Annotated in this window: 13 protein-coding genes; 4 read left to right on the forward strand and 9 right to left on the reverse strand. The window is 70.2% G+C overall.

Features of this window, described 5'->3' with window-relative positions; genetic code table 11:
• Positions 1 to 59 precede the first annotated feature (59 nt).
• Positions 60 to 941, forward strand: a complete 882-nt coding sequence (locus J8M51_RS16215) for a deoxyribonuclease IV (RefSeq protein WP_086758761.1) — start codon at positions 60 to 62, stop codon at positions 939 to 941.
• 11 nt (positions 942 to 952) lie between these two features.
• Here the strand turns inward: J8M51_RS16215 and J8M51_RS16220 are convergent, their stop codons facing one another.
• The gene (locus J8M51_RS16220) at positions 953 to 1,228 is read right to left on the reverse strand and encodes a hypothetical protein (RefSeq protein ID WP_086758759.1); all 276 of its coding nucleotides are present in this window, start codon (positions 1,226 to 1,228) and stop codon (positions 953 to 955) included.
• 52 nt (positions 1,229 to 1,280) lie between these two features.
• Positions 1,281 to 1,928: a sulfite oxidase-like oxidoreductase gene (locus J8M51_RS16225; RefSeq protein WP_086758757.1), complete on the reverse strand. Its 648-nt coding sequence runs from the start codon at positions 1,926 to 1,928 to the stop codon at positions 1,281 to 1,283.
• A gap of 174 nt (positions 1,929 to 2,102) precedes the next feature.
• Here J8M51_RS16225 and bfr point away from each other — a divergent pair, with 174 nt between their 5' ends.
• Positions 2,103 to 2,582 (forward strand): bacterioferritin, encoded by a 480-nt coding sequence (gene bfr, locus J8M51_RS16230; protein ID WP_086758755.1) that lies wholly within the window; start codon positions 2,103 to 2,105, stop codon positions 2,580 to 2,582.
• A 39-nt stretch (positions 2,583 to 2,621) separates the two neighbouring features.
• On the opposite strand, the gene J8M51_RS16235 is transcribed toward bfr, so the two are convergent.
• The 3 genes from J8M51_RS16235 to J8M51_RS16245 all read right to left on the reverse strand — a co-directional run bounded on the left by J8M51_RS16235 (position 2,622) and on the right by J8M51_RS16245 (position 6,013).
• Entirely contained in the window at positions 2,622 to 2,864 is a 243-nt protein-coding gene (locus J8M51_RS16235) for a (2Fe-2S)-binding protein (protein ID WP_086758753.1), read from the reverse strand.
• Between the two features lie 163 nt (positions 2,865 to 3,027).
• A complete protein-coding gene (locus tag J8M51_RS16240) occupies positions 3,028 to 4,377 on the reverse strand; it encodes a class II 3-deoxy-7-phosphoheptulonate synthase (RefSeq protein WP_086758778.1) in 1,350 nt (449 codons plus the stop codon).
• A 115-nt stretch (positions 4,378 to 4,492) separates the two neighbouring features.
• Positions 4,493 to 6,013, reverse strand: a complete 1,521-nt coding sequence (locus J8M51_RS16245) for a hypothetical protein (RefSeq protein ID WP_236067685.1) — start codon at positions 6,011 to 6,013, stop codon at positions 4,493 to 4,495.
• A 143-nt stretch (positions 6,014 to 6,156) separates the two neighbouring features.
• Here J8M51_RS16245 and J8M51_RS46280 point away from each other — a divergent pair, with 143 nt between their 5' ends.
• Together J8M51_RS46280 and J8M51_RS16250 are read left to right on the forward strand one after the other, a co-directional pair.
• A complete protein-coding gene (locus tag J8M51_RS46280; RefSeq protein ID WP_076973970.1) occupies positions 6,157 to 6,213 on the forward strand; it encodes a trp operon leader peptide in 57 nt (18 codons plus the stop codon).
• A gap of 136 nt (positions 6,214 to 6,349) precedes the next feature.
• A complete protein-coding gene (locus J8M51_RS16250) occupies positions 6,350 to 8,227 on the forward strand; it encodes an anthranilate synthase family protein (protein ID WP_267299233.1) in 1,878 nt (625 codons plus the stop codon).
• Between the two features lie 205 nt (positions 8,228 to 8,432).
• Here the strand turns inward: J8M51_RS16250 and J8M51_RS16255 are convergent, their stop codons facing one another.
• From J8M51_RS16255 to J8M51_RS16270, 4 genes are all read right to left on the reverse strand, one after another.
• Positions 8,433 to 9,461: a 6-phosphofructokinase gene (locus J8M51_RS16255; protein WP_086761277.1), complete on the reverse strand. Its 1,029-nt coding sequence runs from the start codon at positions 9,459 to 9,461 to the stop codon at positions 8,433 to 8,435.
• A gap of 174 nt (positions 9,462 to 9,635) precedes the next feature.
• Positions 9,636 to 10,283, reverse strand: coding sequence for a response regulator (locus tag J8M51_RS16260; RefSeq protein WP_086761281.1), 648 nt, complete (start codon positions 10,281 to 10,283; stop codon positions 9,636 to 9,638).
• Between the two features lie 89 nt (positions 10,284 to 10,372).
• Entirely contained in the window at positions 10,373 to 11,617 is a 1,245-nt protein-coding gene (gene macS, locus J8M51_RS16265; protein WP_179203372.1) for a MacS family sensor histidine kinase, read from the reverse strand.
• Positions 11,618 to 11,683: 66 nt separating this feature from the next.
• Positions 11,684 to 12,484: a lysophospholipid acyltransferase family protein gene (locus J8M51_RS16270; protein ID WP_086761274.1), complete on the reverse strand. Its 801-nt coding sequence runs from the start codon at positions 12,482 to 12,484 to the stop codon at positions 11,684 to 11,686.
• Positions 12,485 to 12,588: the final 104 nt, after the last annotated feature.

Here is a 12,588-nt window from a genome sequence, read left to right on the forward strand (position 1 = left end):
CCCGGCCGTCGCCTCGAACCGGCGGCCGGGCACCACGGACCGCGTGACACCCTGGACCCGTGAGCACTCAGCAGTCCACCGGCCTCCCCCGCAACCCCGTCGGCGGGCATGTCCCCGTCGCCGGCGGCCTGAACTCCGTAGGGCTGTCGTACGCCCGTGATCTGAGGGCCGAGACGGTCCAGGTCTTCGTCGCCAATCCGCGCGGCTGGGCGACCCCGGCCGGGAACCCCCGGCAGGACGAGGAGTTCCGGGCGGCGTGCGCCGAGGAGTCGATCCCCGCGTACGTGCACGCGCCGTACCTGATCAACTTCGGGTCGCACACCGAGGCGACGGCGGAGCGGTCCGTGGAGTCGATGCGGCACTCGCTGCGCCGGGGCCGGGAGATCGGCGCGCTCGGGGTGGTCGTGCACACGGGGAGCGCGACCGGCGGACGGGACCGGTCGGTGGCGCTGAAGCAGGTGCGGGAGTATCTGCTGCCGGTGCTGGACGAGTTGACCCATGACGACGACCCGTATCTGCTCCTGGAGTCGACGGCGGGGCAGGGGTCCTCGCTGTGCTCACGCACCTGGGACTTCGGGCCGTACTTCGAGGCGCTGGACGCCCATCCGAAGCTGGGCGTCTGTCTGGACACCTGCCACATCTTCGCGGCCGGGCACGATCTGACCGGCCCGGACGGGATGCACCGGACCCTCGATCTGCTGGTGGACACCGTGGGCGAGGGCCGGCTGAAGCTGATCCACGCCAACGACTCCAAGGACGTCGTCGGCGCCCACAAGGACCGTCACGAGAACATCGGCTCCGGCCACATCGGCGAGGATCCGTTCCGCGCGCTGATGACCCATCCGGCCACGGCGGGCGTCCCGCTGATCATCGAGACGCCCGGCGGGAAGGAGGGGCACGCGGCGGACGTGGAGAGGCTGAAGAGGCTGCGGGACGGCTGAGACGAGCGCCGTCAGTCCTCGTTCTCGAACAGTACGTGGGTCGTGTCGACGATGTGCACCACGAGCACGAGCAGCAGTCCGTCGCTGACGACGTACTCGATGGCCATCGTGTGGGTCAGCGCGAGGGAGCGGGTGTTCTCGTCACCGGAGATGGCCGACGAGATCTTGTGGCGGGGGTCCGTGGCCAGTATGGCGAGGCCACGCTGGAGCAGTTCACGGCGGTCGTCCGGGAGGCTGTCGCGCACACGCGCCGCGGCCTCCGAGTAGATCACATTGAACAGTGCCATCAAGGGCTCCCTGCACGTTCGGTGGAGTAACCACCACGAGCCTACCGGCCGGTCACAGCTCCGGCCCCTCCCCCGGCTCCTCCTGGTACGAGTACCGCTGTTCCTGCCACGGGTCGCCGATGTTGTGGTAGCCGCGCTCCTCCCAGAAGCCTCGGCGGTCGGCCGTCATGTACTCGATGCCGCGGACCCATTTGGGGCCCTTCCAGGCGTAGAGGTGGGGGACGACGAGGCGGAGCGGGAAGCCGTGTTCGGCGGTGAGGAGTTCGCCGTCCTTGTGGGTGGCGAAGATCGTACGGTCGCCCGCGAAGTCGGCGAGCCGGAGGTTGGAGCTGAAGCCGTACTCCGCCCACACCATCACATGGGTGACCTCGGGGGCGGGCGGGGCGATGTCCAGGATCGTGCGGGCCGGGATGCCGCCCCACTCGGCGCCGACCATGCTGAACTTCGTCACGCAGTGCAGATCGGCCACCACCGAGTCGTACGGCAGGGCGGTGAACTCGTCGTGGTTCCAGGCGTGCTTCTCGCCGTCGGCGGTGGCGCCGAAGACCCGGAAGTCCCAGCGCTCGGGACGGAACTTGGGGACCGGCCCGTAGTGGGTGACCGGCCAGCCGCGCTGGAGCCGCTGTCCCGGCGGAAGCTGCGACGATGCCGCGTTCTCAGATGCGCGATCTCCTGATTCGCGTTCCACCGGCTGACCCATGACTCCATCCTGACAGACCCCGAGTGGTGCACATGACCAGGGTCCACCCGACCCGGACATTTAGAACTAAGGCTGCACTTACTTACTAAGCTTGCACTTACTGGACGATCTTCGACAGCGGTGCAATCATCGCGGCGCAACCTCCCAGTTCCCCGCTTGGAAGGAGCCTCTGCGATGCAGGGCGACCCCGAGGTCATCGAATTCCTCAACGAGCAGCTGACGGCCGAGCTGACCGCGATCAACCAGTACTTCCTGCACGCGAAGATGCAGGAGAACTTCGGCTGGACGAAGCTCGCGAAGTACACGCGTCACGAGTCGTTCGACGAGATGAAGCACGCGGAGATCCTCACCGACCGGATCCTGTTCCTGGACGGGCTGCCGAACTACCAGCGGCTGTTCCACGTCCGGGTGGGCCAGACGGTCAAGGAGATGTTCGAGGCCGACCGGATGGTCGAGGTCGAGGCGATCGACCGCCTCAAGCGCGGCATCGAGGTGATGCGCAACAAGGGCGACGTCACCTCGGCGAACATCTTCGAGTCGATCCTCGCGGACGAGGAGCACCACATCGACTACCTCGACACCCAGCTGGAACTGCTGGAGAAGCTCGGCGAGGCCCTCTACATCGCGCAGCTGATCGAGCAGCCCGAGAGCTGAGCCCGTACCACGGCCCCTCGCGGGGCCAGGCGGCTTCGGCTAGGCGGCTTCGTCCAGCTCGTCGAAGTCGGAGAAGACCGGCCGGCCCTGATCGGCCGGCTCACGCCGCGGGCACGCGCCCCTGCCCAGGATCGCCTGGATCCGGCGTACGCATGAGCCGCAGTCCGTGCCCGCCTTGCAGGCCGACGCGATCTGGCGGGGGGTGCAGGCGCCGTCCGCCGCGTGCTTCTTGACCTGCTGCTCGGTGACACCGAAGCAACTGCAGACGTACACGCGGTTCACCTCCCGCCGGGATCGATGGGTGACGCCGTCCCGATGATCGGTGAGGCTAACCTAACCTTACCCGGCCCATAAGGACCGCAAAAGTGGAGCGGGGCGCGGATCGTATGTGATCCGCGCCCCACCTCATGCCCCTGTAACAGGCGCACCCACTGCTGATCTTTTACTAGTCCCGGTACAGCTCCGCGACGAGGAACGCCAGGTCCAGCGACTGGCTGCGGTTGAGCCGGGGGTCGCAGGCGGTCTCGTAGCGCTGGTGCAGGTCGTCGACGAAGATCTCGTCGCCGCCGCCCACGCACTCGGTGACATCGTCGCCGGTCAGCTCCACGTGGATGCCGCCCGGGTGGGTGCCGAGGCCCTTGTGGACCTCGAAGAAGCCCTTGACCTCGTCGAGCACGTCGTCGAAGCGCCGGGTCTTGTGGCCGGAGGCCGCCTCGAAGGTGTTGCCGTGCATCGGGTCGGTCACCCAGGCCACGGTCGCGCCGGAGGCGGTGACCTTCTCGACCAGCTCGGGCAGCTTGTCGCGGACCTTGTCCGCGCCCATCCGCACGATGAAGGTGAGGCGGCCCGGCTCGCGGTGCGGGTCGAGGCGCTCGATGTACTGCAGGGCGTCCTCGGCCGTGGTCGTCGGGCCGAGCTTGATCCCGATCGGGTTGCTGATCCGCGACGCGAACTCGATGTGCGCGTGGTCCAGCTGCCGGGTGCGCTCACCGATCCACACCATGTGCGCGGAGACGTCGTACAGATGGCCCGTGCGCGAGTCCACGCGGGTCAGCGCCGACTCGTAGTCGAGCAGCAGCGCCTCGTGCGAGGAGAAGAACTCGACGGTCTTGAACTCCTCCGGGTCGGTCCCGCAGGCGTGCATGAAGTTCAGCGCGTTGTCGATCTCGCGGGCGAGCTGCTCGTAGCGCTGGCCGGACGGGGACGACTTCACGAAGTCCTGGTTCCAGGCGTGCACCTGGCGCAGGTCGGCGTAACCACCGGTGGTGAAGGCGCGGACCAGGTTCAGCGTGGAGGCGGAGGCGTGGTACATCCGCTTCAGGCGCTCGGGGTCCGGGATACGGGCGGCCTCGTTGAAGTCGAAGCCGTTGACCGAGTCGCCGCGGTACGTCGGCAGGGTCACGCCGTCGCGGGTCTCGGTGCCCTTGGAGCGGGGCTTGGAGTACTGCCCGGCGATCCGGCCGACCTTCACGACCGGCACGGAGGCCGCGTACGTGAGGACGGCGCCCATCTGGAGCAGCGTCTTCAGCTTGTTGCGGATGTGGTCGGCCGACACGGCGTCGAAGGCCTCGGCGCAGTCGCCGCCCTGGAGGAGGAACGCCTCTCCCTTGGCGACGGACGCCATCCGGGCGCGCAGCTGGTCGCACTCGCCCGCGAAGACGAGCGGCGGATACGACTCGAGCTCCGCAACGACTGCGCGCAGAGCCTCGGTGTCGGGGTACTCGGGCTGCTGCGCCGCGGGCAGGTCTCGCCAGGTGTTGCCAGCGCTCGCGCTGGACTTAGCGTTCACGGTCACGACCTCCACATTACGGGGTCGTGTCGGGCGTCCATCCCACTGCTCATCAAGTGAGACGAACCCCGCTCGATCGGGAGCGGGGTTCGTCGGACCGGTGACGTCGGGGCCGCCGGGGTCAGTGCAGGTTCATGACCGCGCTGTCGTCGAAGCCGACGGCGAAGACCGTGCGCAGCGAGAGGTTCGCGGCGGCGTTGTAGCCGTCACAGGCGTTCTTCTTCTCGTCCGGCTCCTCCACGGCCTGGAACTCGTGGGGGAAGCTGCCGCGCAGCGTCGTACCGGCGCAGATGTGCTCGGTGAGCCCCCACAGCTCCTCCACCTGGTCCGCGCCCAGCTTCGGCCAGTAGCTCAGGGCCTGGGGTGTGCCGACCGCCCAGTTCCCGTTCGCGTGCACCGTCGACCCGACCGTGCGGTTGCAGGCGGTGGTGGCCCGGGTGTCGCCCACCCAGGTGCGCGAGAACACGGCGGGCTGGAGGGCGCAGCCCTTGTGGAAGGCGAAGTTCAGCAGTCCCGCGCCGTCGGTCCAGGTCATGCCGCCCTGCAGGCCCACATAGCGGTCGGCGGTGTACACGTCCTGGATCACGGTCTTGCCGCCGGACATGTTCAGCAGCCCGGGATAGGTCGAGGCGCTCGTCGGATTGAGCTGGTAGCGCACCACCCGGCCGCCCGCGGCGCTGCCGAACCACTCACCGGTGACCAGCTTGTACGGGCTGCCGCCGGACTTGTCGAGGGAGAGCCAGGAGTAGCAGAGGGAGTCGGCGTCGGGCGTGCCGTTGACGGCGTCCGCGTCGCACGCGCCGGAGGGCGGCGGGGAGGCCTGCTTGTAGGAGTGGACCTGCGGCAGCACGTACGGGTAGCCGCAGGCGCTGGACCTGCCGGAGGAGTTGATCCCGTAGGAGTTGAGGCCCGAGCCGTAGGTGTCGACCTTGCCGAGCTTGTTGATGTCGAAGACACGGATGCCGTTGGAGGTGTCCGTGACGTAGAGGTAGTTGCCGTACCAGACGATGCCGCCGCCGTGGCCGGTGACGAACTTGAAGTCCGCTCCGCTCTCCGTCGGCTCGACGAGCAGGACGTGGCGGTACTTCTTGGTGTCACGGTCGATGAGGGTGAGCTTGAGCAGGTTGTTGGTCTTGCACTTGTCGTTGGCCTCGTAGTCGCCGGCCGCGTTCGTCTTGAACGTCTCGTAGTGCCAGGCGACCGCCGTGACGCGCTTGTCCTGGATGGCGCCGTCGGCCCCGTCGGCGGTGCCGGTGCTGCTCATGCCCTGCGGCCACCAGCGCGGGGTGGTGTCGTCGCCGTGCGCGGAGGACCAGCACCAGGCGACCTTCCGGTTCACCGGCGGCAGGGCCTTGGTCTCGTCGCCGGCGCAGGTGCGCATGGTGCGCAGGTTCATCCAGGGGTCGCTCGCCCCCGCGGAGTCCGTCGTGTAGTTGGTGGTGACGACGTCGGCGAGGTCGGCGTCCGCCAGCTTGCCGTCGAGGGTGGTGGCCGCCGCCACGGTGCTCGTGTCGGTCATCTTGAACCTGTCGCCGGGCGGCGTCAGCTTCGTCATCACCGGCTCGTCCGCGGCTGCCGCGGGCTGTCCGGTGAGGCCGGCGAACAGGGCTGCCGCCGCCACGACGAAGACCAGGGGCCTCATTCTCCGCTTGAGTGACACACTCGCCCTTCCGTGATCATAAATCGACTAGAACATGTCAAAGAACAGAACCGACGGTGATCATAAAGGCGACGACGAGCGGGATCACGCGAGATTCCCGCGAGACGTCCGGTAGGGTGCGGCGCATGTTCGCGCACTCGATCCAGAACTGGTGGTGGACCGCTCATCCGGCGGCCCACTGACTGCGCGTACGCACGTCTTCGCGAAGGCCGCCCGAGGGGCGGCCTTCGGTGTTTCCCGGGCCCGGCCGCTCCTCCCTGATCACGATCACGACCACGGTCACCGCGACGACGGTGATCCCTCAGGGAAGAGGAACCCATGGACCTGACCCGGCTCCTGTCCGACGACCGCCCGTTCGCCCTGCTGCGCCGCCGCACACCCGGCCGCGACGACCACGACACGGTGGAACTGCTGATCGGCCCGGTGACCACCTACGAGCGGCTCGCCGACCTCCCCGACGAGGGGCTCGCGCTCATCCCCTTCCGGCAGATCCGCGAACGCGGCTTCGACGTCCGCGACGACGGCACGCCCCTGGCGATGCTGATCCCGGAGGAGTCGTACGAACTGCCGCTCGACCGGGCCCTCGCGGAGCTGCCGGCGCATGACGTCCGGGTCGGGGACGGTGGCTTCGACGTGGACGACGAGGCGTACGCGGAGATCGTCGGCCGGGTGCTGCGCGAGGAGATCGGGCGGGGCGAGGGCGCCAACTTCGTGATCCGGCGGACGTACGAGGGCACGGTCCCGGGCTTCGGCCGCGCCGACGCGCTCGCGCTGTTCCGGCGGCTGCTGGAGGGCGAGCGGGGCGCGTACTGGACGTTCGTGGTGCACACGGGCGAGCGGACCCTCGTCGGGGCCAGCCCCGAGGTGCATGTCCGGATGGCCGGCGGGACGGTCGTGATGAACCCGATCAGCGGGACCTACCGCTACCCGGCCGACGGGCCGACACCGGAGGACCTGCTGGCCTTCCTCGACGACGGCAAGGAGATCGAGGAGCTCTCGATGGTCGTCGACGAGGAGCTCAAGATGATGTGCACGGTCGGGGACATGGGCGGGGTCGTGGTCGGCCCCCGGCTCAAGGAGATGGCGCACCTCGCGCACACCGAGTACGAGCTGCGCGGGCGGTCCTCCCTGGATGTGCGGGAGGTGCTGCGGGAGACGATGTTCGCCGCCACCGTCACCGGGTCGCCGGTGCAGAACGCGTGCCGGGTGATCGAGCGGTACGAGCCCGTCGGGCCGGACGGTTCCGGGCGCGGCTACTACGCGGGGGCCCTGGCGCTGCTGGGCCGGGACCCGGGCGGTGCGCAGACCCTGGACTCGCCGATCCTGATCCGTACGGCCGACATCGCGGCGGACGGGCGGCTGAAGGTGCCGGTGGGGGCCACGCTCGTCCGGGGCTCGGATCCGGCGGGCGAGGTCGCCGAGACCCACGCGAAGGCGGCGGGGGTGCTGGCGGCGCTGGGCGTACGGCCCGGCCGTCCCGGACGGGAGCGGGTGCGGCCGGCGCTGGCGGAGGACCCCCGGGTGCGGGCGGCGCTCGACGGGCGGCGGGCCTCGCTGGCGCCGTTCTGGCTGCGGATGCAGGAGCGGACGGACCTGCTGACCGGGCACGCGCTCGTCGTGGACGCCGAGGACACGTTCACCGCGATGCTCGCGCATCTGCTGCGGTCGTCGGGGCTGGAGGTGACGGTACGGCGCCACGACGAGCCGGGGCTGCGGGAGGGTGTGCTCGCGCACGAGGGGGTGGTGGTGCTGGGGCCCGGTCCCGGTGACCCCGGGGACACGGCCGACCCCAGGATGCGGGCCCTGCGGGCGCTGACCGGCGAGGTGCTGCGGGGGCATCGGCACGGGGTGCTCGGGGTGTGTCTCGGGCACGAACTGATCGCGCTGGAGCTGGGGTTGGAGATCGTCCGCAAGGAGGTGCCCTATCAGGGGGCGCAGACCGGGATCGATCTGTTCGGGCGGGCCGAGACCGTCGGGTTCTACAACAGCTTCGTGGCCCGGTGCGAGGACGGGGCCGCCGCGGAGTTGGCGGCGCGGGGGGTCGAGGTAAGCCGTAGCCGGGGTGGCGAGGTGCACGCGCTGCGCGGGCCCGGGTTCGCGGGGGTGCAGTTCCATCCGGAGTCGGTGCTGACGCTGGACGGGGTGAGTGTGGTGCGGGAGCTGGTGACGGGGGTGCGGGCGCTGCGGGCGGGCTAGTTCCTCTCGGGGCGCGGGTCGGGTGCGGGTCCGGTGGGGGCTGGTCGCGCAGTTCCCCGCGCCCTGAAAGAGGCCTGCGGCCCTTTCGGGTGCGAAAAGCACGGGGCGCAGCCCCTGCTTTTCAGGGGCGCGGGGAACTGCGCGAGAAGCCCCACCGGACCCGCACCCGCCGAAGAACCCCGCACCCCCGAGCCACTGGGCGTCCTCAGCCGAAGAAGACGCCGACCTCCTCGTACAGCTTCGGATCGACCGTCTTGAGGCGGGCCGTCGCGTCGGCGATCGGGACGCGGACGATGTCGGTGCCGCGCAGGGCGACCATCTTGCCGAAGTCCCGGTCACGGACCGCGTCGATCGCGTGGAGACCGAACCGCGTGGCGAGCCACCGGTCGAACGCGGAGGGCGTCCCACCGCGCTGCACGTGGCCGAGGACGGTCGTACGGGCCTCCTTGCCCGTCCGTCGCTCGATCTCCTTGGCCAGCCATTCGCCCACACCGGAGAGGCGGACATGGCCGAAGGAGTCGAGGGAGCCGTCCTTGAGGACCATCTCGCCGTCCTTCGGCATGGCCCCCTCCGCGACGACCACGATCGGCGCGTACGAGGCCTTGAAGCGGGACGTCACCCAGGCGCACACCTTGTCGACGTCGAAGCGCTGCTCGGGGATGAGGATGGCGTTGGCGCCGCCGGCGAGGCCGGAGTGGATGGCGATCCAGCCGGCGTGCCGGCCCATCACCTCCACGACCAGGACGCGCATGTGCGACTCGGCGGTCGTGTGGAGGCGGTCGATGGCCTCCGTCGCGATGCCCACCGCCGTGTCGAAGCCGAAGGTGTAGTCCGTGGCGGAGAGGTCGTTGTCGATGGTCTTCGGGACGCCTACACAGGGCACGCCGTACTCGTCCGACAGCCGCGCGGCCACCCCGAGCGTGTCCTCGCCGCCGATGGCGATGAGCGCCTCGACCTCCTGCTTGGCGAGGTTGTCCTTGATCCGGCGGATGCCGTTCTCCTGCTGGAGCGGGTTGGTGCGCGAGGAGCCGAGGATCGTGCCGCCGCGGGGCAGGATGCCGCGCACGGCGGGGATGTCGAGGCGGACGGTGTCGTTCTCCAGCGGCCCCCGCCAGCCGTCCCGGAAGCCGACGAAGTCATAGCCGTACTCCTGGACGCCCTTGCGGACGACGCCCCGGATGACGGCGTTGAGCCCGGGGCAGTCGCCGCCTCCGGTGAGTACTCCGACGCGCATGGAAATGTCCCTTCGCCGCGGTTGCCTGACGAGGGCCACGCTAATAGTGATCCAGGTCACTTCGGCATGAACGGGGAGTCAATTCCGGCGCGTTCCGGCGAATTGGGGCCGATTGAGGGTGAGTTGATCAGAGATGATCAACTCACCCTCACTCTATGGGGTGATTCGTCGCGTTTACTCGTCGTCGAGACCGCGCTCTATGGCATAGCGGACCAGCTCCACCCGGTTGTGGAGCTGGAGCTTGCCCAGGGTGTTCTGGACGTGGTTCTGGACCGTGCGGTGCGAGATGACGAGGCGTTCGGCGATCTGCTTGTAGCTCAGCCCCTTGGCGACCAGCCGGAGCACCTCGGTCTCGCGGTCGGTGAGCTGCGGGGCCTTGGGCTCGTCGGCGCCCGGCGCGGGGGCGGGCTCGGAGGCGAGGCGGCGGTACTCGCCGAGGACCAGGCCCGCGAGTCCGGGGGTGAAGACCGGGTCGCCCACGGCCGTGCGGCGGACCGCGTCGATGAGTTCCTCGGTCGAGGCCGACTTCAGCAGATAGCCCGTCGCGCCGGACTTCACCGCCTCCAGGACGTCCGCGTGCTCCCCGCTCGCCGAGAGGACCAGCACCCGCAACGCCGGGTTGGCGCCGACCAGTTCCTTGCAGACCTGGACGCCCGGCTTCGCGGGCAGGTTGAGGTCCAGGACGAGGACGTCCGGCGCGGCGGCGTGGGCGCGCCGGACCGCCTGCTCGCCGTCGCCCGCCGTGGCGACCACGTCGAACCCGGACTCGGCCAGGTCGCGGGCGACGGCGTCGCGCCACATGGGGTGGTCGTCGACCACCATGACCCTGATCGGCCCGCCTCCGCCGGACCGTCCCCCCGCGTCCGCCGGTCCGCCGCCGCGCACGCTCTCCTGCCGCTCCACGCGTTCCGTCATCGCTTCTCCGCCTTCCCCCGTACGCCCTTCGGCCCTTGCGCGGCCTTGGGCACCTTCAGTTCCACTTCCGTGCCCTGCCCGGGCACCGAGATCAGTTCGGCCGTGCCGCCGATGTCGCGCAGCCGTCCCCGGATGGAGAGGGCCACCCCGAGCCGGCCCTCGCCCTCGGCCTGAGCGAGCCGGCCGTCGGGGATGCCGGGGCCGTCGTCCCGTACGGTCACGATGATCTCGTCGGGCCAGTCCTCGACCAGGATCCAGGCCCGGGCCCCGTCGCCCGCGTGCTCGCGCACATTGTCCAGGGCCGCGCCGACGGCCGCCGCCAGCTCCCGCGCGGGCCCCGGGGCGAGCGGCACCGGGCCGCCGGGCTCGGAGAAAGTGACCGTGGCACCGGCGTACGGGGCGAGGAGGGCACGCAGGTCCACGGGGTCCGAGGCGTCTTCGGGCCCGTCCGGTTCGTCCACCGCCCGGACCAGCGCTCCGCGCGCCGCGTCCTCGGAGACCCGGGAGACGGGGACCAGGCCGCCGGAGACCAGGGTGCGCAGGGCGACCTCCTGCTCGCCGGCCATCCGGCCCAGCTCCGCCGACTCGCCGCCGAGGGCGGTGCCGCGCCGCTGGACCATGGCGAGGACCTGGAGAACGCCGTCGTGGATGTCCCGGGCGAGGCGTTCCCGTTCGCGGGTGGCGGCCTCGATCTCCAGGGCACGGGCGAGGGTGCGCTCGGAGGCGCGGGCGACCTCGACGACGTATCCGATGGCGATGGAGGCGACCCAGACCAGCAGCACGTTGTGGACGGTGTCGCGGGTGGGGGCGCCCCGGTGGATCAGGTTGGCGACGGCCACCAGCGTGGAGGCGAAGGCGGCCCAGCGCCAGCCGCCCTTGATGGCGAACGCCAGCACGGCCCCGGCGGTCCATATCGACGGCAGCGTGGGGCCTCCGGCCTCCACCCGCGCGGTCGAGTCGGCGAGCCGGGTGAGCAGGATGCCGACGATCGCGACGGTGAGGTCGGCCGCCAGGAACCGCTTGGTGCAGCTCGCGGCGTTCGCGACCTTGGGCAGGGTCACCAGGGTCCAGCCGGCCAGCACCGCGAAGTAGGCGACGGCCAGCCAGGGGCGCTCGAACTTGTCGTAGGCGCTGACGAAGAGGCCGACGGCGTAGATCGTCGTCAGGACCCGGTAGCCGGTGAGCGCACGCCACAGCGGCTGCTCGACCGACATCGTCATGACCCGCTCGCGCTTCGGCATGCCCCCACCCCACCCCGCCCACGACGGTCGTGTCCGGGAACGCGACCGTACCCGGGAACGCGGCCGTTACGAAGCCGGCCGGTCCTTGTCGCCCCGGGTCCGGTCCGCCTGTTCCCGCTGCTCCCTGGCCGCGTGTTCCTTCTCCGCCTTGGCGAGGGCGGCCCGGGCGGCCTTGTCGGCCTCCCTCTCCGCCTTGGCCGCGTCCGCGATCTGCCGCTTGGCGGCGGTCGCGTAGATGTCGACGTACTCCTGGCCGGAGAGCTTCATGATCTCGTACATGACCTCGTCGGTCAGCGCCCGCAGGACGAAGCGGTCGTGCTCCATGCCCTGGTAGCGGCTGAAGTCGAGGGGCTTGCCGATCCGGATGCCGGGGCGCATCACCTTCGGCAGGACCTTGCCGGGGGGCTGGATCTTCTCCGTGTCGATCATGGCGACGGGGATCACGGGCGCGCCGGTGGCGAGTGCCACCCGGGCCAGGCCGCCGGGCTTGCCCCGGTAGAGGCGGCCGTCGGGCGAGCGGGTGCCCTCGGGGTAGATCCCGAACAGCTCACCGCTCTCGATGACGTCTATCCCGCTCTTGATCGCGGCCTCGCCCGCGCCGCGGGCACCCGAGCGGTCCACCGGGAGCTGGCCGACGCCCTTGAAGAAGGCGGCCGTCAGCTTTCCCTTGATCCCGGGGGTGGTGAAGTACTCGGCCTTCGCGATGAAGGTGACCTTGCGGTCGAGGACCGCGGGGAGGAAGAACGAGTCCGAGAAGGAGAGGTGGTTGCTCGCGAGGATCGCGGCGCCCTCGGCCGGAATGTTCTCCAGGCCCTCCACCCAGGGCCTGAAGGTGACCTTGAGCGGTCCCCCGATAGCGACCTTCATCGCGCCGTACAACAACCGAGTGCCTCTCTGTGATCCGTGGATCAGACCTTAACCCGGACGCCGGAGGATGCGTCCTGCGCCCCTGGTCGGTGTCGGCCCCCCGC

The organism is Streptomyces griseiscabiei (assembly GCF_020010925.1).
GTDB lineage: Bacteria > Actinomycetota > Actinomycetes > Streptomycetales > Streptomycetaceae > Streptomyces > Streptomyces griseiscabiei.